Below are 25,599 nucleotides of genomic sequence, written 5' to 3' on the forward strand. Positions count from 1 at the left end.
TCGCGAAGAGTATTACGACGGTGTAACACCCTTCGCGAGCAAGCTCGCTCCCACATCTGCTACTTAGTTGCTACGCAAACTCTCAAGCAACTTGTGACTCGGGTAGCCATCTGCTGGCCAACCCATGGCTTGCTGTGCGCTGCGAATCGCCTTGCGGGTGTTGGCGCCAATAATGCCGTCTGCATTGCCCGCATCGTAGTTGCGCTGGCTAAGCAGGGTTTGCAACTCGACCCGCTCGGAGCGGCTCAGCGGGCGCTCGTCTTTAGGCCAGTCCCCTTTGATCGTACCGCCACCATTGAAGCGTTCGGACAACAAGCCCACGGCCAGTGCATAGGACGATGAGTTGTTGTAACGCAGGATGGCGCGGAAGTTATCCAGCACCAGGAATGCCGGGCCCCGGTAGCCCGCAGGCAGCAGCAGGGTAGCGGTCAATTGCTCTGTACCGGCGGAGTTGGCAGGGAGTGTGACCCCCAGCTTGCGCCATTCAGCGACGCTCTTTTTGACGGCACCATCGGCCAAGGCGTAGTCAAAGCCGGCAGGCAGTGTGACTTCAAAACCCCATGGCTGGCCTTGCTTCCAGCCTGAGCTCTGCAGGTAATGGGCGGTAGAAGCCAGGGCGTCAGCCGAGCTGTTCCAGATATCCCGACGGCCATCGCCATCAAAATCCACGGCGTGGGTTTCATAGGTTGTGGGGATAAATTGGGTCTGGCCCATGGCGCCGGCCCAGGAACCGAGCATTTTCTCGGGGCTGATATCGCCTTCCTGAATGATCTTCAGGGCGGCAATCAGTTGGCTTTGGGCGAACTCCGGGCGACGGCCTTCGTAGGCCAGGGTGGCCAGCGAGCGAATGACCGACTTGTTGCCCTGGAACGAGCCGAAGTTGCTTTCCATGCCCCAAACAGACACCAGAGCCTGGCGATCAACGCCATAACGCTGTTCGATGCGGCTCAGCAGTTCGGCATTTTGCTCCAGCAAACGCTGGCCATTGCGCACACGCAACGGCGACAGGGCACCCTCGAGGTACTCCCACACCGGGCGGCTGAACTCGGGTTGGCTGCGATCGGCTTTGATGACGCTCATGTCGGGGGTAATGCCGATAAACGCGTTATCGAACACCAACGGGTTTATCCCGGCTTTCAGGGCCTGATCACGGAAATTGGCTTGCCACTCGCTGAAGCTCTGAGCGGGCTGGACAAAGGGGGCTGCATCGGTGCTAGGCGCGCTGGTGGTCACCGCTGGAGCGGGAGGCGTCACAGGCAGGGGTTGAGCATCGGCTGCGGTAGGTTTCTCGGCGCAGGCGACTAAAAGGATGACGCTGGAAGCAGCGATCAGTTGGCGCATTGGCCAACCACGTTTATGACTTAAGGGCATGCGCAGGTCCAGGTAATGCAAATCAGATGCAGACCTTATCATCCCCGCTGTCAGGCAGCCAGAAAGTAAAAAGCCTCCCGGTCTCTCGACTGGAAGGCTTCGCGGCGGTAGCTGCCTTTGCCTTTGGCGGGGCGTTCCTGGCGGCTGCGGAACAGGGGCTGGGCGACAATGGATTTGGCCTTGTTGGGGCGCTTGTTCATGATTTGTACTCTCGCGTGTTTTGAACAAGCGCAAATCATCGGCCAGATTTTTTGATCTGTCCAGTGCCTCCCACAGAACCTTGTAGCCGCTGCCGAAGGCTGCGATAAGGGCCACAGGCCCTTCTAAATAAAGGGGCCGCTTCGCAGCCCATCGCAGCCTCGTTCCTCGTCAGCGGCTACAGGTTTGGGGGTTATTCCGCAGGCAGATTCAGCCGTTGCCCACACATCAACAGCGCCAGACGGCTAAGGCTGCTCCAGGCCGAACCTGGCGCCTGGCCCTTGATTTGCGCATCGATACGTTGCGCGTCCATCAGCAATTGCGCCCAGCGCTGCGCCGAATAGCGTTGCAGGGCTTTGCTCATCAAGGGTTTGCGTTTGTCCCACACCGGAGGGCGGGCCTGGCTGAATGCCTTGTCCAGCGGGATACCCTGACTGTATTGCAGTGAAATGTTGGCCAGTACCCGCAGTTCACGAGCCAGTGCCCACAAAATGACCGGAGGCTCCACGCCTTCACCGCGCAAGCCTTCCAGCATGCGCAATGCGTGGGCTGCCTCGCCGTTGAGCACCGCATCCACCAGCCCGAAAACGTCAAAGCGTGCACTGTCAGCCACCGCAGCCTGTACGGTTTCGACGGTGATCTGGCCTTCTTCGGCCATCAGCTTGAGCTTTTCGATTTCCTGGGCGGCCGCCAGCAAGTTGCCTTCGACCCGCGCTGCGATCAGTTCGACCGCATCCTGGCTGGCAGACAAGCCGGCCTGGGACAATCGTTGGCGGATCCATTGCGGCAGCTGGTTGGTGTCCACTGGCCAGATCTGTACGAACTGGGTGTGTTGCCCGTCGATAAGCGCCTTGCCCCACTTGGTCTTTTGCGCGCTGCCATCAAGCTTGGGCAGGCTGATCAACAGCAGGGTGTCTTCGGCCGGGCGCGAGCAGTACTCGATCAGGGCGGCAGCACCCTTGTCACCGGGTTTGCCTGAGGGAAGGCGCAGTTCCAGCAGGCGCCTTTGGGCAAACAGCGACATGCTGGCGCCCGCCTGCAGCAACGAGCCCCAGTCAAAACTGGCGTCGGCGCTGAACACCTGGCGTTCATCAAAACCTTGTTGGCGGGCGGTACTGCGAATGGCGTCTGCCGCTTCCTGGCACAGCAACGGGTCGTCGCCGCTGATGATGTAGACCGGCGAGAGATTGCCTTGCAGGTGTTTGGCGAGTTGGGCGGGGGCGAGTTTCATAGGGGCTATAACGATAGCGGGGCGCTTGAGCGCCCCGTATGCCTTACTGGTTTTGCAGTTCGAGTGGCGACTGTTGAGGGGTTTCCTCTTGAGCCTTGCGTGCAGCTTCGATGGCGTCGGCTTCAGCCTTGGCCTTCGCATCGGCAACCTGTTGCAGCTTTTCCAGCTGGGCCGGGGTCAGTTGCTCCAGGCGCAGTACCATTTGCTGGATGAGGTCGCGACGCATCTCTTTGCGGATCATCACGGCTTCCTGACCGGAGCCTGCAATGTTGCTAGCGTCCTGCAGGTAAACCTTGTGCGCTTCAACCTTGTTGCTGAGCAGCGTCAGGTTGTTATGGCCCACGACTTCGTAGTTGAGCACGTTGGTCAGTTCATACTCGGCCGTACCACCGTTGCCGGAGTAGCTGGCGGAACGCTGGGTTTCTTTTTCGTTGGTCAGAATCAGTTTGTACGGAGCATTGGCGGTGAGTTTGACGCCGCTGCTTTCCAGTACCTGACGCAGTTCACGTACGGTATCGCCATAGGCGTTGCGTGCACTGACGTCGAGTTCAGTGATTGTCAGCTGGTTGGTGCCGGTACCGCGCAGCTGGAAGCCGCAGGCGCTCAACAGAACAGCGAGACCCATCACCAGCAAGTTGCGTTTGATCATGTGTTGCTCCCCTTGAAACCGGATAGGCCGACATGCGGCCCTGAAGGTCTTGTTGGACGCCCGCACAGGGTGCGGGCGCCTGTTCCAATTAGCTCGCGACGATGTTGACCAGTTTGCCGGGCACCACGATCACTTTGCGAATCGTCAGGCCTTCGGTAAACCGCAGCACGTTTTCGTTGATGCGGGCAACGGCTTCAATGTCTTCACGGCTGGCGCCGGCTGGCATTTCAATATGCCCGCGCAGTTTGCCGTTGACCTGAATAACCAGCTGCAGGGTGTCTTGCACCAGTGCGCTTTCATCCAGGGTTGGCCATGGCGCATCGATGACGGCGCCGGCATGACCCAATTGGTTCCACAGCTCATGGCTGATATGCGGGGTAATTGGCGCCAGTACCAGTGCAACAGTCTCCAGGCCTTCCTGCAGCAAGGCACGGTCCTGCCCGGTGGTCTGCGGTGCTTTTTCGAGCACGTTCATCACGGTCATCACCTGGGCGACGGCGGTGTTGAATTTGTGATGCAGGCCGACGTCCTGGCTCGCTTGCTTGATGGCCTGGTGGATGGCGCGGCGAATGACTTTTTGTTCGTCATTGAGGGTGCTTATGTCCAGCGCCCCCGGCAGGCCTTGGCCAACATGGGTGTGAGCCAGGCGCCATACGCGCTTGAGGAAACGGTGCGAACCTTCAACGCCCGAGTCCGACCATTCCAGGCTCGCGTCAGGCGGCGATGCAAACATCATGAACAGGCGGCAGGTATCTGCGCCGTATTGTTCGATCATGTACTGCGGGTCAACGCCGTTGTTCAACGACTTGGACATCTTCTGCGTGCCGCCGATTTCTACCGGCAGGCCGTCAGTCTTCAGCGTGGCGCCGATGATCTTGGCCTTGGCATCACGTTCGATTTCAACGTCATCAGGGTTGAAGAAGTCCTTGCCGCCGTTGTCCAGCGTACGGAAGTAAGTCTCGGCGATCACCATGCCTTGGGTCAGCAGGTTCTTGAACGGTTCGTTGGAGCTGACCAGGCCTTCGTCACGCATCAGCTTGTGGAAGAAGCGTGCGTAGAGCAGGTGCAAGATCGCGTGTTCGATACCGCCGATGTACTGATCCACCGGCAACCAGTGGTCAGCTGCCGCTTTTTCGACCAGGCCGCCTTCATAGTGTGGCGAGGCGTAGCGGGCGTAGTACCACGACGACTCGACGAAGGTGTCCATGGTGTCGGTTTCGCGCTTGGCCGGTGCGCCACATTTAGGGCAGCTGCACTCGTAGAACGCTGGCATGCGTGCCAATGGCGAACCTGCGCCATCGGGTACGACGTCTTCTGGCAAGACGACCGGCAACTGGTCTTCAGGTACAGGCACGTCACCGCAGGTATCGCAATGCACGATCGGGATCGGGCAGCCCCAGTAGCGTTGACGGCTGATGCCCCAGTCGCGCAGGCGGAACTGGGTGCGCGATTGACCCAGACCTTTGGCGGTCAGGGCGGCTTCGATTGCGTCGAATGCGCCCTGGAAGTCCAGGCCGTCGAATTCGCCGGAGTTGATCAGGGTGCCGTGTTCGTTGTAAGCAGCCAGCCACGGGGCCGGGGTCTCGTCGCCTGCACTGGTACGGACAACCGGCATGATCGGCAAGTCGTACTTGGTGGCGAATTCGAAATCACGCTCGTCGTGTGCCGGCACAGCCATGACCGCGCCGTCGCCGTAATGCATCAACACATAGTTGGCGACCCATACCGGGAGTTTCTCGCCGGTCAGTGGGTGCTCAACGAACAGTGAGGTTGGCAGGCCCTTTTTCTCCTGGGTCGCCATGTCGGCTTCGGCAACGCTGCCGCCCTTGCATTCAGCGATGAACGCTTGCAGCTCAGGGTTGCCTTGTGCGGCCAGGGTTGCCAGCGGGTGCTCGGCAGCCACGGCGACGTAAGTCGCGCCCATCAACGTATCGGGGCGGGTGGTGAAGACCTTGAGTGTGCCTGCCTCGCCGATGGAGTCGACGTTGTAAGGGAACTGCACTTCCATGCCGCGGGATTTGCCAATCCAGTTGCGCTGCATGGTTTTGACCTGCTCCGGCCAGCCGGGCATGTCGTCGAGGCCTTCAAGCAGCTCATCTGCGTAAGCAGTGATCTTGAAGTAGTACATCGGGATTTCGCGTTTTTCGATCACTGCGCCGGAGCGCCAGCCGCGACCGTCGATCACTTGTTCGTTGGCCAGAACGGTCTGGTCCACCGGGTCCCAGTTTACGGTGCCGTTTTTGCGGTAGATCACACCTTTTTCGAACAGGCGGGTGAACAGCCATTGTTCCCAGCGGTAGTAATCCGGCTTGCAGGTGGTGATTTCGCGGGACCAGTCAACAGCCAGGCCCAGGCTGCGAAGCTGGGTTTTCATGTAGGCGATGTTTTCGTAAGTCCACTTGGCCGGCGCGACGTTGTTTTTCATCGCGGCGTTTTCGGCCGGCATGCCGAAAGCGTCCCAACCCATGGGCTGCAGGACGTTTTTGCCAAGCATGCGCTGGTAACGGGAAATCACGTCACCGATGGTGTAGTTGCGCACGTGCCCCATGTGTAGCTTGCCGCTTGGGTACGGGAACATCGATAGGCAGTAGAAAGTCTCCTTGCCTAGATCTTCGCTGACTTCGAAGGACTTTTGGTTGTCCCAGAATGATTGGGCGGCGGCTTCTATTTCACGGGGCTGATATTGTTCGTGCATGGCTACTTGTACTAATAAAGGGTGGCCTAATCCTCTTCAACAAATACCGGCTAATGTGTTGCCCGGTCAGGTTGGAGTAGGAGTTACAGGAAGTCCCGTAGCATACATGACCCCACTCTATCGAGGGAAACCCTGATTGCCTCATCATTCCGTTGGTCGCAGCAGTGCACCGGTTCTATATGCGCAGCTAAGCTCAGTCGTGGGGGAGATATATTTCCTTTAATGAGGTGTACGGATGGCAGAGTTGCAACGCAGCGTAGGAACATCGCAAGTGTATGAGCGGCTGATTGATCGTTTGAGTGTGGCTCTTGATTCAGCAAGGACAGCTGTCCTGTTACGTGATGAACGTCCTGTAGAGTTGGAATTGCGAGGCTTGAGTCGTGCCGAGCTGGAGTTGATCAACATTTATTTGAACCGGATCGGGCGTGAGGCTGATGGACGCTCGCAAGGCAGCATGAACATGCAGGATGCCCCTTATAAAGCCAAGGTCATCTGGCTTAAAGACAGGGTGCAGGGAGCGTAGGGCCATGCGGCGATTCAAGTCGGGCCCTCAGGTCGCATACAGCGGTACCCCGGGTTGATGCATCAGGCGTTTGTGTTCGGGTTTCTAACCTGCGCTGTTGATGCGTCCCTTCAACCCACTTAGGCTTCGGGCATCTTTGGAGATGCTCGATGCCTATTCGATATTTTTTTAAACAACTTCTGTTACCTCCCGGAATTCTCTTGCTGCTCCTGGTTCTCGCCTGGTGGCTGCGCCATTCGCGTCCGCGTTTGGCCGGTATGCTGTTTGCCTTGGGCGTGGGTGGTTTCTGGCTGATGAGCTTGCCGGTGATGGTGCAGTGGAGTGCCAGTGTGCTTGAGCGCGAACCTGCACTTGCCCGGAGCGAGTGGTCGACGCTGGCCCAGCGTGCCGATGCCATCGTGTTGTTGGGGTCGGGGCGTGAGCAGGGTGATCCGGCATGGGGCAGTGATCAGCCGACGGGGGTAGGGCTGGAGCGTCAGCGTTATGCGGCCCGGTTGGCCAAGGCGTCGGGGTTGCCGGTATTGGTCACCGGTGGTTTGCATTACGGCGTGCCGCCCAGCGAGGCACAGTTGATGGCGGACTCAATGCGTGATGACTTCGCCGTGAATGTGCGCTGGAAGGAAGAGCAAAGTCGCACCACGTGGGAAAACGCTCAAATGAGCGCAGATATTTTGTTGCCGCTGGGGATCAAGCGGGTGGTTGTGGTGACTCAGGCCTGGCACATGTCGCGTTCGAAGTGGAGTTTTGAACAGGCGGGCTTTGACGTGGTACCCGCACCGGTTGGATTCTGGAGTGTAGACAATGGGCGGCCGCTGGGTGGCTGGATGCCAGAGTACAAGTCGTTCTGGCAGTCCGGGTTGTTGATCAATGAAGCGGTTGGGCAGATTGCCTATCCGCTTTTTTACCGGTAACCGGGGGGAGCAATGGCTTGGCTGCTGTGGGAGTGAGCCTGCTCGCGATGTAAGCACTGCAGTCGCAGTGAGGCGTTCGCGAGCAGGCTCTCTCCCACAGCGGATTGCCCACATCGGAGATGCCCGGCAGGCGCTATACCGTCTTGGCAATCCGGCTGGTGATCAGCGCCCAGCCGATCAGCAGGCTGCACAGGATGATCAGCGGCCACGAGCGCCATTGCAGGTAAGGCGTCAGGTCATGCATAGGCACCACTTCGCCATACATGATGCCGCGTTCAAACTGCGGGATCTGCGTGGTGATTTGCCCAAATGGGTCGATCAGCGCAGTCACGCCATTGTTGGTCGCCCGGATCATCCAGCGTCCCGCTTCCAGGGCGCGCATTTGCGCCATCTGCAAGTGTTGCAGCGGGCCGATCGAGGTGCCGAACCAGGTGTCGTTGCTGATGGTCAGCAAAATGTCGCTCTGGGCCGCAAGGCCGGCCACGAAGTCCGGGTACACCACTTCATAGCAAATCAGCGGCGCGATCTGGTAACCCTTGGCTTGCAGCATGGCCTGGTCGGCCGGGCCGCGGGCAAAGTCCGACATTGGCAGGTCGAAGAAGGCGATCAAGCCACGCAACACATCCTGCATCGGCACGTACTCACCAAACGGCACCAGTTTCTGTTTCAGGTAGATGCCATCGGCTTCCCCGACAGCGGTAATGCCGTTGAAGAAGCGCTGCTCGTGACGCACTTCCTGGCGAATCGGTACGCCGGTAATCAGCGCCGAGTTTCGATCCGCAGCAAACCGCCCCATCATGCTCAGAAAGCCTTCCGCGTTTTCTTTGAGCACCGGCACAGCGGTTTCTGGCCAGACGATCAAGTCGACCCGCTTGGAGCTGAAGGTCATGTCGCGGTACAGGGCCAGCTGCGCATTAAGCTGCGCGGGGTCCCATTTCATGCTTTGTTCGATGTTGCCCTGGATCGCCGCCACGCTTAACGGATCGCCCGAGGGGCTGGTCCAGGCGTGGTGCTTGAGAGCCTGGCCGAGGCACCAGGGGCCGAGCAGGAGCAACACGCCAGCGGCGACAAAGGCTTTGCGTTTGGCCTTGATCAGGCGTGGCAGGTTGCACAGCAGGGCTGCGGTCAGCGCCAGGGTGAAAGAGATCAGCCACATGCCGCCCAGCGGGGCCAGCCCGGCCAGCGGGCCGTCGAGCTGACTGTAACCGGAGTACAGCCATGGGAAGCCGGTGAGGAACCAGCCGCGAAACGCTTCCTGGGCGACCCACAACGCAGCAAACGCCAGCGTGTCGGCCAGCGGCGCTTCGTTACGGCGAATCCAGCGAGCCCAGAGCCAGGCAGGCAGGGCAAAGAACCAGGCAATTGCCGCCGTGAATGCCAGCATCAACAGCCCGGCCAGCAGCACCGAAGCGCCACCGAAGTGGTGAATGCTGTAGTAGATCCAGCTGGTGCCCGCGCCAAACAGGCCAAAGCCGTAGCACCAGCCACGGCCCAGCGCTTGTTTTGGGGGCAGGTCGCGCAAGCCGAGGTAGAACATGGCCAGGGCAACCAGTGCCAACGGCCAGATATCGAAGGGGGCCAACGCCAGGGTTGTCAGTGCGCCGGCCACCACGGCCAGCAAGTTACCGGGCCAGCCGGGTGAGGTTATCCAGCGCATTTCAATCCTTGGTATTGAGGTTTAGCGGGCAATAGGCGTCAGGCGAATCAGATGAATCCGGCGACTGTCAGCATTCAGGATGCGGAAGCGGTAAGGGCCGATTTCAGTGATTTCGTTGCGTTTTGGCAAGTGCCCGAACGCGCTCATGACCAGACCGCCCACAGTGTCGAATTCATCGTCGGAGAATTCGCTGTCGAAGAACTCGTTGAAGTTCTCGATCGGGGTCAGGGCCTTGATCAGGAAGTCACCGCTGGGCAGTGGCTTGATGTAGCTGTCTTCCTCGACATCGTGCTCGTCTTCGATGTCGCCGACGATCTGTTCCAGAACGTCTTCAATCGTCACCAGACCCGCCACGCCGCCGTACTCGTCAATGACGATGGCCATGTGGTTGTGGTTGGCCCGGAACTCACGCAACAACACGTTAAGGCGCTTGGACTCAGGGACAAATGTCGCCGGACGCAGCAAATCCTTGATGTTGTACTTGTCGCCGTTCTCCTGAAGGATCAGCGGCAGCAGGTCTTTGGCCAGAAGTACGCCCAGGACGTCGTCGTGGCTTTCGCCGATCACCGGATAGCGCGAGTGCGCCGCTTCGATGATCGCCGGGAGAAACTCTCGGGGTGTCTGGGTCGCCCTGATGCTGATCATCTGCGAGCGCGGAACCATGATGTCCCGTACTTGCAGGTCAGCCACTTGAATGGCGCCTTCGACGATGGCCAGCGCTTCGCTGTCCAGCAGTTTGTTCTGATGTGCTTCGCGCAGCAGCTCAAGCAGCTCCTGGCGGTTTTTCGGCTCATGGGCAAATGCCTGGGTCAGCTTACCTAACCATGACTTTTGCCCGTTGCTCGATCGGTCTTCGCTCATAGCGATTTACTCGTATCCCTTGGTAGTTTCAGTGGGTGTATCAGGTTTCGTCGTCTGCATACGGGTCAGGATGACCCAGTTCTGCAAGCAACGTTCGTTCCAGTGCTTCCATTTCTTCGGCTTCTTCATCTTCTATATGGTCGTAACCCAGAAGATGCAAGCAGCCGTGAATCACCAGATGGGCCCAGTGGGCTTCAAGGCTTTTGCCTTGTTCCGCGGCTTCGCGTTCAACCACTGCCACGCAAATGACCAGATCGCCCAGCAACGGGATATCCAGAAACTCGTCGGGCACGTCGGCCGGGAAGGACAGCACGTTGGTCGCGTAGTCTTTCTGGCGCCAGGTGTGATTAAGCTCACGGCCTTCGGGTTCGTCTACTAGACGAATGGTCATTTCCGAATCAGCGGTGCGCTGGCGCAGGGCCAGTTCGCACCATTGGCGGAACTGGGCTTCGGTGGGTGCCGTTGCCTCGGTGGCCAGTTGCAGGTCAAGCTCAAGCATCGTGACGGTAATCCTTTGCAGCGGGCAGTGCGGCCAGCTTGTCGGCGGCTTCCTGTTCGTAGCGCCCGTAGGCTTCCACAATGCGCTGCACCAGCGGGTGGCGCACCACGTCTTTGGACTGGAAGTGAGTAAAGCTGATGCCCGGTACGTCCTTGAGCACTTCGATGACGTGGTTCAGGCCAGACTTGGTGCCCTTGGGCAGGTCGATCTGGGTGATGTCACCTGTGATCACGGCGGTAGAGCCAAAGCCGATACGGGTCAGGAACATCTTCATTTGCTCAACGGTGGTGTTCTGGCTTTCGTCGAGAATGATGAAGCTGTTGTTCAGCGTACGACCGCGCATATAGGCCAACGGTGCGACTTCAATAACCTGGCGCTCGATCAGCTTGGCCACGTATTCAAAGCCCAGCATCTCGTACAGTGCGTCGTAGAGCGGTCGCAGGTACGGGTCGATTTTTTGCGACAGGTCGCCGGGCAGGAAGCCGAGTTTCTCGCCTGCTTCAACCGCCGGACGAACCAGCAGGATGCGGCGGATCTGCTCGCGTTCCAGGGCATCAACGGCGCAGGCTACGGCCAGGTAGGTTTTACCTGTACCTGCCGGGCCAACCCCGAAGTTGATGTCGTTGCCCAGAATCTCTTTGACGTAGCGCTGCTGGTTGATGCCGCGAGGGCGAATCATGCCCTTTTTGGTGCGCAACGAAACGCTGGCTTCGGCCACAGGATTGCTGGCGAGGTCTTCGACGGCAGATTCCTGCAGGAACAGGTGCACCATGTCCGGCGAAAGCTCAGAGGCTTTGGTTTCGCGGTACAGGCGGCGCAGCAGGTTTTCTGCGGAGGACGTCAGTTTTGGGTCGCCGATCAATTCGAATTGATTGCCGCGATTGCGGATTTCGATCGTCAGGCGCTGTTCAATCAAGCGCAAATGCTCGTCGAATTGCCCGCACAGATTGGCGAAACGGCGAGCCTCAAAAGGCTCGAGAAGGAAGCGATGTGGTTCTATGGGTGCGTTCAAGGTCGTATTTAGCCGCCCTTAGGCAATTAAGATGAAATAAAGGATAACGCTAGCAGGTCATGCGTGAAAGGACTTACTGATGTGACGTAAACCTGTAGCCGCTGGTACTGGCTGCGATCGTCCACGAAGTGGGCGCTAGCGTTTAACGGCTATCCGATCGCAGCCTTGGGCCGCGGCTACAGGTTCTGCTTAGTTCAGCAGCGAGCCCCGCAACGAGTGCGGCTGGGCAGCATCGATATGCACATCGGCGAATTGCCCGATCAGCTGCGGGTTGTCGCAGCGGAAGTTGACGATGCGGTTGTTCTCGGTGCGCCCCTGCAGCTCGCCAGGGTCTTTCTTCGAGTAGTCAGTGACCAGAATCCGCTGGGTTGAACCCACCATCTGGCGGCTGATTTCGAAACCCTGCTGGTTGAGGCGATGTTGCAGCGCGTTCAGACGCTCCTTCTTGCGCTCTTCCGGCGTGTCGTCAGCCAGATCGGCGGCCGGGGTGCCCGGTCGCTGGCTGTAAACAAAGGAGTAGGAGAAGTCGAAACCCACGTCTTCGATCAGCTTCATGGTTTGTTCGAAGTCTTTTTCGGTTTCGCCCGGGAAGCCGACAATAAAGTCCGAACTGATGCAGATCCCCGGCACGGCAGCGCGCAGTTTGCGCAGCTTGGACTTGTACTCCAGCGCCGTGTGGTTGCGCTTCATCGCTGACAGGATGCGGTCAGAGCCCGACTGCACAGGCAAGTGCAGGTGCTTGACCAGTTCCGGGACTTCGGCGTGAGCCAGGATCAGGCTGTCGGAGAACTCCAGCGGGTGGGAAGTGGTGTAGCGAATACGCTCGATGCCGTCGATGGCCGCAACCACGCGAATCAGCTCGGCGAGATCCGCCAGGCGGCCGCCCTCGGTCAGGCCGCGGTAGCCGTTGACGTTCTGGCCGAGCAAGGTCACTTCGCGCACGCCGTTTTCAGCCAGGTGAATCACCTCGGCCAACACGTCGTCGAACGGGCGGCTGACTTCTTCGCCGCGGGTGTAAGGCACCACGCAGAACGTGCAGTACTTGCTGCAGCCTTCCATGACCGACACGTAAGCGCTCGGACCGTCGATGCGCGGCTCGGGCAGGTGGTCGAATTTCTCGATCTCGGGGAACGATACATCGACCTGCGGCAGCTTGGTGAGGCGCGCGGCGTTGATCATTTCAGGCAGGCGGTGCAGGGTTTGCGGGCCGAACACCACGTCCACATAAGGTGCGCGATCGCGGATCGCGGCACCTTCCTGGCTGGCAACACAACCGCCCACGGCAATGACCATGTCGGGGTTGGCCAGTTTCAGTTCGCGCCAGCGGCCCAGTTGTGAATACACGCGGTCTTGGGCGCGTTCACGGATTGAACAGGTATTAAGCAGGATGACATCAGCGTCTTCGGCGCGCGCTGTGACTTCCAGGGCCTGATGTTCACCCAGCAGGTCGACCATGCGCGAGCTGTCGTACTCATTCATCTGGCAACCGTGGGTTTCGATGTAAAGCTTCTTGGCCATGGGTGTTCATCAAGTGATTCAAAGAACCGCGCATTATAGGGGGCATAGCCGTTGCTTCCTAGCATTGTGCGTCTGACGGCTATGCTATAGTTCGCGCCCTCTTTTATACCTTCAGATGCTTACCCGCCCACCATGACCAAACGTGAAGCTCCAATTTACAAGGTGATTTTCCTTAACCAGGGCCAGGTGTTCGAAATGTACGCCAAGCAGATCTATCAAAGCGATCTGTGGGGTTTCCTGGAAGTGGAGGAATTCGTCTTTGGTGAGCGCACGCAAATGGTCGTTGACCCGAGCGAAGAAAAGCTCAAGGCCCAGTTCGAAGGCGTGGTGCGCAGTTTTGTGCCGATGCATTCGATTGTGCGCATCGACGAGGTTGAACGTCTGGGTACCCCGAAAATCAGCGAAGCCCGCGGCATGAGCAACGTGATGCCGTTTCCGTTTCCGATGCCGGAAAAGTAAGGTCTCTTCTTTTTAGCGCGTCCTCTCCTCTTGCATAGCGTTGGGTGCTTCTACCCGCTCAACGTGCACGTCTATAAATAAGTTTGAACTATCTATCACTAATAAAGTTGCTGAAATATCAGCTCTTTAGGTTGGGTGTGTTTTTTGTATTTTAAATTTCGTGTGTGTACGTAGGAAGCTGCTTACTTAAAATTGGTATTTGTCTGTCTGGATTTTTTGTTGAGTTGTCTTTTTGTTTGGGTGTATTTTTTCGTTGTCGGCTATTCGGCTGGCCATTGATATTTATGTGGAGATATAGAGATGAACGTTTCTAGTAAAGTATCGACCGTAGATCAAGTTAAACCCGTTCAAAAGCTATCTGTCGAGGCCATGAAGATGCTTGCCAGTGCGAACAATAATGGAAGTGGCGGTCACTGTCAGGGCGGAGGTGATGGTAACTGGTAATAAGGTGGCGCTGCCGGCTTAACTGCCGGCAGTTCAATGGAGGGGCTTCTTATGACTAGAAAATACGATGATATTGTTAAGACACTTCCTCATTCAATGGAAGTGGTCGTTGGTGATAGTGTGCTGCCAACCCTGGAAGAGGCCGTGGCGCACATTAATGGGATGGATTTCGATCTGATAAAAAACAAGCTGATGTCGGGTGACAGGCTGTTGTGCCGAAAATGGCATTCCTTAGAGGCTGAGATTGCAATACAGTATTATAAGAATTTTCTTTTTTTGAATAAAAAATATTCTCGAGCGTATCCTGTGCTTCCTCCTTTACTTGAGGTGGATGAGGTTTGGCATCATCACATAATGGACACTCGGCAGTATAAAATTTATTGCGAGAAAATATTTGGTTACTTCTTTCATCACTATCCTTATTTCGGAATGCGCAGTGCAGAAGACGAAGTGAATCTGCACGTAGCGTTTGAGGTCATGCAGGCATTGCATGAAGTTGAGTTTGGTAAAAAAATGATTTCGGTGTGGGGGGCAAGTGATGCGCTATGAAAGATTCATGCGTCGCTCTTTAGTGCCGCTCACCATCAGTCGAGTCATGCCATATTTCGGAATAACGTTCTTGCTGGCCTTGGTGGCTCACAAACACGCGAGTGACCTTGCGTTGATGTCGTATGTGCTGGCGATTTTTTCTGTAGTGGCCGTGATGCTTTCAATGTCATTGGGGGCGACGGGTAATTTAATCGCTGAACATTCGGATGACATCCAGGAAAAGACGTATTTGTTTCGTGGCGGTTTCAGCGTTTCGTTAATAATGGCAGTGGTGTCACTATTGATTGGTTTCGTAATACTTGCGTGGATTGCCGATTTTCCGGGAGCCCAAATGAATGTTAATAAAGTTCATGCGCTGGCGGCTATTTATATCGGCGCGATACCGGTATTGGTTATTAATACATTCCTCCAGTTTTTTCATGAGGCGAATGGAGATGCTCGAGCATGTTCGATAATAAGGTCGGGTGCTACGGTGTGTGCGGGTTTGTATTTAGGGGTGGCATTCCATGCGGCCGGTACCGAAAGTTTTATTTATTGGGCGGTGGGGTATTTCTTGTTCGGTGAAGTGTTATTGCTGCTCTGCCTGTTACGGCTTTCATGGAGGCGTAATTTCGATTTTTATCCGATGTATTGCACGCGGACAACGCAAAGTATTATCAGATTGGGTTTTCCAATAGCGTTTGGATTGGCCGGGCAGAAGCTGTATTTTTATTTATTGAATGAGAAGTTGGCGACAGAAGCGTCTGCGCAGGTAGCTCAGTTGTCGGTGTATATGTCGGTGGTGGGGTTATTTATGATTCCTGTGATTGCGTACTGTCAGGCCCACAGTCTTTATATCAGCAGGCACGCCGAGCAACGTTTGGCTTCTTATGTAAAGGGCCAGTTGGGGTTGTCGATATTGATCGTGTTGCTGCTCGGTGTGCTATCAGTAGCAGGCCGTTCTCTTTTCTTTTGGTTAGGCGAGACAATAGTCACGTTTGATCGTGATGCCTTTATATCAGTCAGTTGCCTTTTGGCGAGTGGTTCGGTGCTCTCCCTGAGTACCTCTCACTTGCGCGGGCTGCGGGACACGTTGGCCCCTCAATTGATGATGAATATGGTGATGTTGAGTGTCTTGATACCCATCATCTACTTCGCCAATGTGGGGAACGTCGATATCCATTTCTATCTCAGACTGCAAAGTGCAGGCTTGCTGGTGGGCTGTATATGCCTGCAGCTACGTATCCGGCACAGGCACGTTGTCGCCGCCAAACCAGCAACGGTTTGAAATCAGGGCAGCGGTGAAAACGGCGAGCGGGCGTCCGTCGACTGCAGTTCCTGCAGGTATTTGCGGAAGATCTGCCCCAGTATCTGGGTCGCGGTTTCGAGTTGGTCGCGGGGCATTTGCTCTGCCACCAGATCGGCGGTGTCCAGCGCATCTTCGGCGCCGTTAACGGCGGCCATCTTCAGCACGATATACGCCTGAATGTTATTGGCCGGCACGCCTTCGCCCTTGAAGAACATGGTACCGAGCTGGAATTGCGCCATGGCGTGGCCTTGCAGCGATGCCTGCTCGAAATAGCTCAATGCCTTGTTGAGGTCGCGCGGGGCATTTTTACCGTCGTAATAGAACTCGCCTAACTCGTATTCGGCTTCTGCATCCCCGGCTTTTGCCGCTTCAACGCATGCCGCAAGCGCCTCTGCGAGGTCTTCAGGCTGAGTATTGAGGGTGCAGCGACCCATTGCTGGGATCAACAACGAGTTACCGCCTGCCTGGACAAGCAGCGGTTGTAGGAGCAACAGGCAGCCCAGTGCAAGGGCGCGGCCGGTGCGGTTCATGGGAATCGACGTACCTCTGGAAAGACGGGCTGACCCGACCATGGGATGTATAGGCGCGCATTATGAAATAAGCGGAGGCAACCTTACAAAGTCTTTACTCGTTTTTCTGCTGCCTGACCGACATATCCATTGATTTAAGACGATTTTGGACGGGCGGGGTAAAAGATCATGTCATTACGGGCATAAAAAAACGGCAAGGGCATCAACCCTTGCCGTTTTTGTGGATCACTTCAGTGCGGCAAATGCGCGTTCAGCTGCATCCAGAGTCAGTTGCAGCTCTGCCTCGCCGTGGGCAATCGAGGTGAAACCGGCTTCAAATGCGCTCGGTGCCAGGTACACGCCACCGTCCAGCATCAGGTGGAAGAAGCGCTTGAACAGGTCGGCATCGCTGGCCATGACGTCGTCGAAGGTCACGATGTCGTCAGCGCCGCTGAAGTACAGGCCGAACATGCCGCCTGCCTGGGTGGTGACGAAGGGAATACCCGCCGCATCGGCGCGCTGTTGCAAGCCTTCAAGCAAGCGCGTGGTGTAATCGCTCAGCTCGGCGTGGAAGCCCGGGCGGCTGATCAGGCGCAAGGTGGTCAGGCCTGCCGCCATCGCCAGCGGGTTACCGGACAAGGTGCCGGCCTGGTAAACCGGGCCCAGTGGCGCGATGTGCTGCATGATTTCGCGCTTGCCGCCGAAGCAGCCTACCGGCATGCCGCCGCCGATGATCTTGCCGAAGGTGCTCAGGTCCGGGGTCACGCCGTAATAGGCTTGAGCACCACCCAGGGCAACACGGAAGCCGGTCATCACTTCGTCAAAAATCAGCACCACGCCGTGCTTGTCGCACAGGCTGCGCAGCCCTTGCAGGAAGCCCGGCGCAGGCGGCACGCAGTTCATGTTGCCGGCCACCGGCTCGACGATGATGCAGGCCACGGTGTCGCCGACTTCGCCCAGCAGCTTTTCAACCGCGTCGATGTCATTGAAGGCGGTGGTCAGGGTGTGTTTGGCGAAGTCAGCCGGAACCCCGGCCGAGCTCGGCACGCCCTGGGTCAGCAGGCCGGAACCGGCCTTGACCAGCAGGCTGTCGGAGTGGCCGTGGTAGCAACCTTCAAACTTGAGAATATTGTCGCGGCCGGTGAAACCACGGGCCAGGCGGATGGCGCTCATGGTGGCTTCGGTGCCGGAGCTGACCATGCGCACCATTTCCATCGACGGCACGATGGAGCACACCAGATCCGCCATTTCGGTTTCCATGGCGGTCGGAGCGCCATACGACAAGCCGTGCTCCAGTTGTGCACGCACCGCATCCAGCACTTCTGGATGGCTGTGGCCCAGAATCATCGGCCCCCACGAACCGACGTAATCGACATAACGCTTGTTGTCTTCGTCAGTCACGTAGGCGCCTTCGGCGTGCTTGAAGAACAGCGGGGTGCCGCCCACGCTCTTGAACGCACGAACGGGCGAGTTCACGCCACCGGGGATGTGTTTTTGGGCATTGGCAAACAGGGTTTCGGAACGAGACATGGGGGCTCTCTCTGAATCAGGATTCGGTATTTAAATAGACAGTAAGGTGTTGAACGCCTTGGCGCGGCGGGTGACTTCCTGGGCACTGTCAGCGCCAAACAGGCCGTGCACCACTGCCAGCAAATCGGCGCCATGGGCGACCAGTGGCGCAGCGTTGTCCAGGGTAATGCCGCCAATCACACAAATCGGCACGTTGAGCCGGGCGCGAGCCTGGTCCAGCACATCCAGGGTCGCGGTAGGGGCGCCGGGCTTGGTGCTGGAATTGAAAAAGCGGCCAAAGGCAACATAACTCGCACCTTCCTTGGCTGCTTGCTCGGCAAGTTCAATCTGGCTGTGGCAGGTCGAACCAATGATGGCATTGCGCCCGAGCAGTGCCCGGGCCGGCGTCAGCGGACCATCGGTTTGCCCCAGGTGTACGCCTACGCCCAGGCGCGCAGCCAGCTCGGCATCGTCGTTGATGATCAAGTGCGCCTTGTAACGCTCGCACAAACCACGCAAGGCCTCGGCTTCGCGAAGGCGACGAGCGTCGTCGTTGCTTTTGTCGCGGTATTGCAACAGCGTCAGGCCGCCATCGAGGGCGGCCTCAACGTAGGGCAGCAGCTTGCCGGCCAGCAGTTGGCTGTCAGTGATTGCATACAGGCCGCGCAGTGTCATGGGTCGTGCCTCTTTCGTTACGAGCAGAAGTCCAGCGGCAAGCGGCGCGGTACAAACTGCCCCTGCCCCAGTTGCTCGGCATCGCGCAGGGTGCGCCACGTGTAGTTGAGCGCGGTTTGCACGGCGCTGACCAGTTCTTCACCGATGGCCAGTCGCCCGGCCAGGGTGCTGGCCAGAGTGCAACCCGAACCGTGATAGCTGCCGGGCAAGCGATAGCAGGTAAAGGTGTGGCGGCTACCGTCGCGGCTGTACAGGCGGTTATGGACTTCGTGCTCATCACCGTGACCGCCGGTGATCAGCAGGTGCTGGCAAAAAGGCAGCAGTTTTTCTGCGCACTCATCGGCGCTGCCATCGGGCAGTTCGGCCAAAATGCGGGCTTCGGGAAGGTTGGGGGTGGCAATGGTGGCCAGTGGCAGCAGGCGTTCGCGCATGGCGTAGCCCACTTCGTCCTTGCCCAGTCGTCCGCCACCGCCTGCGCGCAACACGGGGTCGCAGACCATCGGCAGATGCGGGTGGGCCTGAAGCAGTTCGACCACGGTGTCGACCATTTCCAGTGAGCCAAGCATGCCCAGCTTGACCGCCGCAACGGTGGAGTCGCTAAGCACGGCATCGGCCTGCGCCAGCACCCACTCACGGTCCAGCACGCGGAAATCGCGGACATTGACGGTGTTCTGCACAGTCAGGGCGGTCACCACGGGAGCGGCGTGACAACCTTGAGCCAGCAGGGCTTCGATATCTGCCTGCAAGCCGGCACCACCACTGGGGTCATGGCCGGAGAGACAGAGGACAACGGGGCGAGAACTGTAGATATTCATGGTGCGCGAGCTTACCACCAAACGGTTTTTTGGGGCGCTTGGTCCGTGTTCACTTATAGAGTGGTCGCAAGTCTTTGGTCAGCGTGATAGATGGCCTTGTCTAGACCTGTAATGTTCTCTGTAAGGCCCGAGATAGAGCCTTTCTATTGATTTTTCGCATACTGTGTATGTGCCATTAATGGCTATGTTAAAGTGCCTGCAAATTAATAACCGGTCATTCGGTCGACGTCGTCTCAAAGGGAATATGGGATGCGCACGTCATCGGGTGGGCTACGTTGGGGCTGTATGCGCTATTTGTTGATGATGTTGTTGGGCTGGCTACCGATGCTGGCCAGCGCAGTCTCTTTTGACGAAACCACACAAAGCCTGCCCTTGGGCCGTGTGATGCAAGTCTTTGAAGACGTCGGTGGAAAAGCGACTCTGGCGGATGTCACGGCACGCGCCGGGCTGTTCAAGCCGCACACCAAAGACACGTTGAACGAGGGCTACTCGCACTCGGCCTTCTGGATCAAGGTTGATCTGCATTACCAGCCGCAAGACCCGACAGCTCATCGCACCTGGCTGCTGGAATTGGCTTACCCGCCGCTTGATTCCATCGAGCTGTACCTGCCGGATACCGCTGGCAACTACCGGCTGGTGGAGCGCACGGGGGACGCGTTGCCCTTTGGCAGCCGCCCGATCAAAGAAAACAATTACCTGTTTGAACTCAACTTCAGCCCGGAGCAAAGCCAGACTGCGTACTTGCGCCTGGCCAGTCAGGGCTCGGTTCAGGCACCGCTCACGCTCTGGTCCGCCCAGGCCTACCTCGAAGAACAGCCCATACGGATTTACATCCTGGGCCTGATTTATGGCGTGTTGCTGGGCATGCTGGTTTACAACCTGTTCATTTACCTCAGTGTGCGTGACACCAGTTACCTCTATTACATCTTCTATATCGCCTCTTTTGGCCTGTACCAGCTGTCGGTCAATGGTGCAGCGGTGCAGTACTTCTGGCCGGACAACCCGTGGTGGGCCAATGCGTCCACACCGTTCCTGATTGGCGCGTCGGCGTTTTTCGGTTGTCAGTTTGCCCGCTCTTTCCTGCACACCGCCTCCCACAGCCGCTGGCTGGACCGGGCCCTGATGCTGCTGATGGCCGTGGGCGCCCTGGTGATGGTGCTCGCACTGACCACCAGCTATGCCGTGTCGTTGCGCCTGGCGACAGGGCTGGCGTTGGCGTTTATCGTCACCATCTTTACTGCCGGCGTCGTGGCCTGGGTCCGTGGCTTGCGGGTTGCACGCTACTTTGTGATCGCCTGGTCGGCCTTTTTGCTGGGTGGTCTGGTCAATACGCTGATGGTGCTGGGCTATCTGCCAAACGTGTTCCTGACTATGTACGCCAGCCAGATCGGCTCGGCAATTGAGGTGGGGCTGCTGTCGCTGGCTCTTGCCGATCGCATCAATGCCATGCGGGACTTGCAGGCGCGCACGCTGCAGGAGTCCGGGCAAAAGCTGGCCGCCATGAACCAGCAACTGGCCCGCACCAACCAGCTTAAAGACGAGTTTTTGGCGACGGTCACCCATGAATTGCGCACCCCCATGAACGGTGTGATCGGCTCCCTGGAGTTGATCAAAACCCTGGACATGGGCCCTGAGCTTGAGCAGTACACCCAGACTGCCGAGGGCTCGGCGCGCGAGATGATGCACATGGTCAACGGCATCCTGGCCCTGACCGAGCTGCAAGCGGGCCGACTTAAAGCGCGCCCACAGCCTTTTAGCCTGAATGAGCTGTTGCAAGGCCTGAGCGATCAGTTCGGCCCGGCGGCGCGCAGCAAGGGTCTGGAGTTTTCGTATGAAATCGCACGCAACTTGCCCGATCACTGGGTAGGCGATGCCGAGAAAATTCGCCAGTGCCTTGAGTGCCTGCTGGATAACGCCATCAAGTTCACCTGCGAAGGCGGCGTGATTGTGCGGGTGACCGGCAAAGTTGCAGAGTCTGGGCGCTGGGCGCTGGCTTTTAATGTGATCGACAGCGGCATCGGCTTCGTTCACCAGGAAGAAGCCGAGCTGTATCAGCACTTCTTCCAGGTTGATGGTTCCATGACCCGCGGCTATGGCGGGTTGGGCATCGGTCTGGCGATTTGCCGGCGCCTGGTGGAATTGCTTGGCGGGCGTCTGACCCATCATTCGCAGCCAGGGCAGGGCTCGCAGTTTCAGTTGTTGCTGGAGCTTGAGTCGCCGCCCGCGGCCTCGCCGCAGGAGCCGGCACAGACGCCTGCACTCGCTCGAACCCCGGGCGAGTGCGTCGTTTTGCTGGTCGAAGACACGGCCAGCAATCCCGTGGCCGTACGTGGCATGTTGCTCCGGCTGGGTTACCGCGTGCTCAGTGTTGACACGGGGCAGGCGGCCATAGAGGCCCTGCGCCGTGAGCGGGTGGACGCGGTGTTGCTGGCGTGTCCGTTGGAGAGGGTGGCCGGCACGTCGATGGGCAATCAGTTACTGACCTTGGCCGCGTGTGCACAGTTACCGGTGCTGGCGCTGTTCGGGTCAGAAGCCGAGGCTCAGCAGGCCCGTGAGCAGGTCGATGGCATCACCGATTACTTGCTCAAGCCCCTGCGTTTTGAAGACCTGCAGTACGCCTTGGTACAGCGACTGTTGACAGGTCATAGTGGTAAAAACGCCGAGTTTTAGGCGTCTATGCCACTTGCTCAGGCACAGATGCGTGCTTCACTGGCTCCATTGGCATGATCCACAGGAGCCCGCGCAATGAACCTGCATCAGTACGCTGAAACCCACGAAGTGACCAATCAGCCGCCGTCTCTGGACGGCGTGAACCTGTACCGCATCGACCTGCCGCTGCAACAGTGGAGCCAGCATTTTGGTGCGGGCTGGGCGCAGCCGCGGATCGATCGGTACGGTGCGCTGGCGGGTGGCCCGTTGATGGCTGCGGGCTTTTTAGCCAATGAAAACAAACCGCAGTTTGTCAGCCATGACCGTTATGGTCATCGGATCGATCTGGTGGAGTTTCACCCGGCGTACCACGAGCTGATGCGCACGGCGATTGAACACGGCTTGCCCTCCTTGCCCTGGACCGACCCGCAACCCGGTGCCCATGTGGCCCGCGCGAGCATGACCTACCTGCACACCCAGGCTGAAGCCGGCAGTGGCTGCCCTTTGACCATGACCTTCGCCAGCGTGCCGGCCTTGCGCCTGCAACCGGACATTGCCCGGGTGTGGCTGCCCAAAGTCCTCGCCACCGAGTACGACCCGCGCAATGTTGAGATCAGCCAAAAAGCCGGCGCCACACTCGGCATGGCCATGACTGAAAAGCAGGGCGGCACCGATGTGCGGGCCAATACCACGCGGGCGTATCCGGTGGGGGCCAAGGGGGCGGGGCAGGCCTATGAGCTGCTGGGCCACAAATGGTTTTGCTCGGCCCCGATGTGTGACGGCTTCCTGACCCTGGCGCAAACCGACAAGGGCCTGAGCTGCTTTTTACTGCCGCGCCATCGCCCGGACGGCAGCCGCAATGAGTTCTATATCCAGCGTCTGAAAAACAAACTGGGCAACCACTCCAACGCCTCCAGCGAAGTCGAGTTCCGTGGGGCGCTGGCCTGGATGATTGGCGAAGAAGGGCGCGGCGTGCCGACGATTATTGAAATGGTTGCCATGACCCGCTTCGATTGCATGGTCGGCTCCAGCGCTTTGATGCGTCAGGCGTTGACCCAGGCCAGCCATCATTGCGCCCATCGCCTGGTAGGCGGGCGGGTGCTGGCAGATCAGCCGTTGATGCAAAACGTATTGGCAGACCTGGCTCTGGAGAGCGAAGCCGCGCTGGCCTTGAGCCTGCGCATGGGCCGGGCGCTGGACCATCTGGACGACCCGCAAGAGGCCAGGTTTTCACGGCTGGTGACGGCGGTGGGCAAGTACTGGATCTGCAAGCGGGCCCCGGCCATGATCAATGAGGCGGCCGAATGCATGGGCGGTGCGGGGTATGTCGAAGACAGCATCCTGCCGCGTCTTTATCGCGAAGCACCGGTGAACTCCACGTGGGAAGGTTCGGGTAACGTTCAATGCCTGGACGTACTGCGCGCCCTCTCCAAAGAGCCGGGCGTGCTGGATGCCTTGTTCGCCGAGCTGGGTGACGGGCATGGCGACAGCCGTTTGGCGCAACACATTGCCGGGCTCAAGACCGCCTTCGGCGACACCGATGACATTCAATACCGCGCCCGGCAGCTGACCGAAGACATCGCCTTGGGCCTGCAGGCAAAACTGCTGCTGGAGGCGGGTAACAGCGACGTCAGCGACGCCTTTATCGCCAGCCGCCTGCAAGGCAGCGGCCGGGTCTACGGCACGTTGCCCCGGGGCTTGAATGTGGCGGCCATTGTTGCCCGATCCACCCCCAAATTCATGTAGCCGCTGAGGCGCGTAGCGAGGCTGCGATCGATGACGCAGTCATCGCAAAATCAGGCTCCACTGTTTGTCGGGAATGCCGCGAACTCAGGCTTTACGATCGCTGCGCAATCGGACGCAGCCTCGCTGTGCTCCTCAGCGGCTACAGGGCTAGATGGAGCGGATTGGCTCGTGCCTTTACCTCTCGATACAGGCAAGATAATGGCCTGCCCGTTCAGAAGACAGGATGCTTATCGTGACCGAAGCTTTTATTGTCGTTTCCACCGCTGAAGAGGCCGTCGAGCGGCTCGCAGCCTTGCACGAGCGCGCAACCACGGCGTTGAGCCAGGCACTCAAGCGTTACCTCAAGGATAGAGTCGAGCCCAGCGCCGAGGAACGCGCCCTGTTCCGTTACCCGGAGCTGCGGCTGACCAACAGCATCAACGGCGAAATTCCGACCCTGACCCGGGCGTACGCCAAGGTCCAGTTGCCGGGCACTTACAGCGTCACCGTGACCCATCCCGCCGCGTTCCGTAACTACCTGCTGGAACAGCTGGTGCCCTTGATGCGCGACTTCACGGTTGAAGTCGAAGTGGGCGTCAGCCAGCAAAATATTCCTTACCCCTATGTGGTCGAGCAGGGCGATGAACTGGCCGGCTCCGGCGTTACGGCGGCAGCCCTGGCACGGGTTTTCCCGAGTACTGACCTGTCGGCGGCCACTGATGGCATCGCCGATGGTCTGTACGACTGGGCAAACACCGATCCCCTGCCACTGGCGCTGTTCGACGCCGCACGGGTCGACTTCTCGCTGCGCCGCCTGGTGCACTACACCGGCAGCGACTGGCGCCATGTGCAGCCGTGGATCCTGCTGACCAACTACCATCGCTATGTTGACCAGTTCATCCTCCATGGCCTTGAGCAACTGCGCGATAACCCGCGCTTTGTGCGCATGGTGCTGCCGGGCAACGTCATTATCGAAAAGGCCATGGACTACGGCGAAGCGCAGGCGATTGCGGCCGGCGTGGTGTGGCATCGCTATCAGATGCCGGCGTATCACTTGCAGGCCAACGATGGCCACGGCGTGACCCTGGTGAACATCGGCGTTGGCCCGTCCAACGCCAAAAACATCACCGATCACCTGGCGGTGCTGCGTCCGCATTGCTGGCTGATGATTGGTCACTGCGGCGGTCTGCGCCAGTCGCAGACCATTGGCGACTACGTATTGGCCCACGCCTATATGCGCCGCGACGGGATTCTCGACCGTGTGGTGCCGCCCAATATCCCGATCCCGGCCCTGGCCGAGGTGCAACTGGCGTTGCAGGAAGCCGCCGCTCAAGTCACTGGCGAGCGTGGCGACGAACTGAAAAAACGTCTGCGCACCGGCACCGTGCTGACCTATGACGACCGTAACTGGGAACTGCGCTGGGCCCAGGAGCGTCCGCTGATCAACCTGTCCCGTGCGGTGGCCGTGGACATGGAAAGCGGCACTATCGCCGCCCAGGGTTATCGCTTGCGAGTCCCTTACGGCACCTTGCTGTGTGTGTCGGACAAACCGCTCCACAGTGAGATCAAACTGCCGGGATCAGCCAACGCGTTCTACGAACGGGCCGTGAGCCAGCATCTGAAAATCGGCCTCGCCGCCGTGGACTTGATGCGCAGCCAGCTCAATTCCCTGCACTCGCGCAAACTGCGCAGCTTTGACGAGCCGCCGTTCCGTTGATAGACGATGGTCATTTAGCGATCAGGGCACTAGCATTACACCCCCTGATCGTTAGATGTCCTTTTTGCCATGTCCCGTCCTGTTCGTCCCGCCCCACGCCGCCCGGCACCCAAAAGCACCAGCCCTCAGGCTGCC

Annotated in this window: 22 protein-coding genes; 8 read left to right on the top strand and 14 right to left on the bottom strand. The window is 58.5% G+C overall.

The genetic code is table 11. The annotated features are described in order from the left end of the window. Positions 1–63 precede the first annotated feature (63 nt). The 5 genes from BLW11_RS07060 to leuS all read right to left on the bottom strand — a co-directional run bounded on the left by BLW11_RS07060 (position 64) and on the right by leuS (position 6,144). The gene (locus tag BLW11_RS07060; protein ID WP_048359367.1) at positions 64–1,371 is read right to left on the bottom strand and encodes a lytic murein transglycosylase; all 1,308 of its coding nucleotides are present in this window, start codon (positions 1,369–1,371) and stop codon (positions 64–66) included. Between the two features lie 50 nt (positions 1,372–1,421). After that, positions 1,422–1,571 (bottom strand): alternative ribosome rescue factor ArfA, encoded by a 150-nt coding sequence (arfA, locus tag BLW11_RS07065; RefSeq protein WP_048359366.1) that lies wholly within the window; start codon positions 1,569–1,571, stop codon positions 1,422–1,424. Positions 1,572–1,762: 191 nt separating this feature from the next. Beyond that, entirely contained in the window at positions 1,763–2,800 is a 1,038-nt protein-coding gene (gene holA / locus BLW11_RS07070; protein WP_048359365.1) for a DNA polymerase III subunit delta, read from the bottom strand. Positions 2,801–2,843: 43 nt separating this feature from the next. After that, positions 2,844–3,449: an LPS-assembly lipoprotein LptE gene (locus BLW11_RS07075; protein WP_048359364.1), complete on the bottom strand. Its 606-nt coding sequence runs from the start codon at positions 3,447–3,449 to the stop codon at positions 2,844–2,846. Positions 3,450–3,537: 88 nt separating this feature from the next. Next, a complete protein-coding gene (leuS, locus tag BLW11_RS07080) occupies positions 3,538–6,144 on the bottom strand; it encodes a leucine--tRNA ligase (protein WP_048359363.1) in 2,607 nt (868 codons plus the stop codon). A gap of 235 nt (positions 6,145–6,379) precedes the next feature. Here leuS and BLW11_RS07085 point away from each other — a divergent pair, with 235 nt between their 5' ends. Both BLW11_RS07085 and BLW11_RS07090 read left to right on the top strand, forming a co-directional pair. Further along, complete coding sequence (locus BLW11_RS07085; protein ID WP_048359362.1) at positions 6,380–6,667, top strand: hypothetical protein; 288 nt, start codon at positions 6,380–6,382, stop codon at positions 6,665–6,667. Between the two features lie 149 nt (positions 6,668–6,816). Further along, positions 6,817–7,578, top strand: a complete 762-nt coding sequence (locus BLW11_RS07090) for a YdcF family protein (RefSeq protein WP_048359361.1) — start codon at positions 6,817–6,819, stop codon at positions 7,576–7,578. 133 nt (positions 7,579–7,711) lie between these two features. Here the strand turns inward: BLW11_RS07090 and lnt are convergent, their stop codons facing one another. The 5 genes from lnt to miaB all read right to left on the bottom strand — a co-directional run bounded on the left by lnt (position 7,712) and on the right by miaB (position 13,125). Then, entirely contained in the window at positions 7,712–9,235 is a 1,524-nt protein-coding gene (lnt, locus tag BLW11_RS07095; RefSeq protein WP_048359360.1) for an apolipoprotein N-acyltransferase, read from the bottom strand. A 21-nt stretch (positions 9,236–9,256) separates the two neighbouring features. Further along, complete coding sequence (locus BLW11_RS07100; protein WP_048359359.1) at positions 9,257–10,096, bottom strand: HlyC/CorC family transporter; 840 nt, start codon at positions 10,094–10,096, stop codon at positions 9,257–9,259. 40 nt (positions 10,097–10,136) lie between these two features. Then, positions 10,137–10,595, bottom strand: a complete 459-nt coding sequence (gene ybeY / locus BLW11_RS07105; protein ID WP_048359358.1) for an rRNA maturation RNase YbeY — start codon at positions 10,593–10,595, stop codon at positions 10,137–10,139. Next, positions 10,588–11,607 (bottom strand): PhoH family protein, encoded by a 1,020-nt coding sequence (locus BLW11_RS07110; RefSeq protein ID WP_048359357.1) that lies wholly within the window; start codon positions 11,605–11,607, stop codon positions 10,588–10,590. The genes ybeY and BLW11_RS07110 overlap by 8 nt, the downstream gene beginning before the upstream one ends. A gap of 189 nt (positions 11,608–11,796) precedes the next feature. Beyond that, positions 11,797–13,125 carry a tRNA (N6-isopentenyl adenosine(37)-C2)-methylthiotransferase MiaB gene (gene miaB / locus BLW11_RS07115; RefSeq protein ID WP_048359356.1) on the bottom strand — a complete coding sequence of 443 codons (1,329 nt, stop codon included), beginning with the start codon at positions 13,123–13,125 and terminating at the stop codon, positions 11,797–11,799. A 132-nt stretch (positions 13,126–13,257) separates the two neighbouring features. On the opposite strand from miaB, the gene BLW11_RS07120 reads away from it, so the two are divergent. The 3 genes from BLW11_RS07120 to BLW11_RS07130 all read left to right on the top strand — a co-directional run bounded on the left by BLW11_RS07120 (position 13,258) and on the right by BLW11_RS07130 (position 15,844). After that, positions 13,258–13,584: a DUF1820 family protein gene (locus tag BLW11_RS07120; RefSeq protein ID WP_003444141.1), complete on the top strand. Its 327-nt coding sequence runs from the start codon at positions 13,258–13,260 to the stop codon at positions 13,582–13,584. 495 nt (positions 13,585–14,079) lie between these two features. Continuing rightward, positions 14,080–14,577, top strand: coding sequence for a glycine-rich domain-containing protein (locus BLW11_RS07125; protein WP_053069531.1), 498 nt, complete (start codon positions 14,080–14,082; stop codon positions 14,575–14,577). Between the two features lie 7 nt (positions 14,578–14,584). Further along, positions 14,585–15,844, top strand: a complete 1,260-nt coding sequence (locus tag BLW11_RS07130) for a hypothetical protein (RefSeq protein WP_048359355.1) — start codon at positions 14,585–14,587, stop codon at positions 15,842–15,844. A 2-nt stretch (positions 15,845–15,846) separates the two neighbouring features. On the opposite strand, the gene BLW11_RS07135 is transcribed toward BLW11_RS07130, so the two are convergent. The 4 genes from BLW11_RS07135 to BLW11_RS07150 all read right to left on the bottom strand — a co-directional run bounded on the left by BLW11_RS07135 (position 15,847) and on the right by BLW11_RS07150 (position 19,373). Continuing rightward, complete coding sequence (locus BLW11_RS07135) at positions 15,847–16,395, bottom strand: tetratricopeptide repeat protein (RefSeq protein ID WP_048359354.1); 549 nt, start codon at positions 16,393–16,395, stop codon at positions 15,847–15,849. A 225-nt stretch (positions 16,396–16,620) separates the two neighbouring features. Beyond that, on the bottom strand, positions 16,621–17,904 hold the full coding sequence (gene hemL / locus BLW11_RS07140; protein WP_048359353.1) for a glutamate-1-semialdehyde 2,1-aminomutase: 1,284 nt from the start codon (positions 17,902–17,904) through the stop codon (positions 16,621–16,623). A 30-nt stretch (positions 17,905–17,934) separates the two neighbouring features. After that, positions 17,935–18,558 (bottom strand): thiamine phosphate synthase, encoded by a 624-nt coding sequence (gene thiE / locus BLW11_RS07145; RefSeq protein WP_048359352.1) that lies wholly within the window; start codon positions 18,556–18,558, stop codon positions 17,935–17,937. Between the two features lie 17 nt (positions 18,559–18,575). Beyond that, the gene (locus tag BLW11_RS07150; protein WP_048359351.1) at positions 18,576–19,373 is read right to left on the bottom strand and encodes a hydroxymethylpyrimidine/phosphomethylpyrimidine kinase; all 798 of its coding nucleotides are present in this window, start codon (positions 19,371–19,373) and stop codon (positions 18,576–18,578) included. A gap of 285 nt (positions 19,374–19,658) precedes the next feature. Here BLW11_RS07150 and BLW11_RS07155 point away from each other — a divergent pair, with 285 nt between their 5' ends. The 3 genes from BLW11_RS07155 (at position 19,659) to amn (ending at position 25,464) form a co-directional block, all read left to right on the top strand. Then, a complete protein-coding gene (locus tag BLW11_RS07155; protein ID WP_048359350.1) occupies positions 19,659–22,043 on the top strand; it encodes a hybrid sensor histidine kinase/response regulator in 2,385 nt (794 codons plus the stop codon). A gap of 75 nt (positions 22,044–22,118) precedes the next feature. After that, on the top strand, positions 22,119–23,768 hold the full coding sequence (locus BLW11_RS07160) for an acyl-CoA dehydrogenase family protein (protein WP_048359349.1): 1,650 nt from the start codon (positions 22,119–22,121) through the stop codon (positions 23,766–23,768). A 223-nt stretch (positions 23,769–23,991) separates the two neighbouring features. Next, a complete protein-coding gene (amn, locus tag BLW11_RS07165) occupies positions 23,992–25,464 on the top strand; it encodes an AMP nucleosidase (RefSeq protein WP_162200685.1) in 1,473 nt (490 codons plus the stop codon). The last annotated feature ends 135 nt before the right edge of the window (positions 25,465–25,599 follow it).

This window comes from Pseudomonas deceptionensis, from assembly GCF_900106095.1.
Taxonomy (GTDB): Bacteria; Pseudomonadota; Gammaproteobacteria; order Pseudomonadales; family Pseudomonadaceae; genus Aquipseudomonas; species Aquipseudomonas deceptionensis.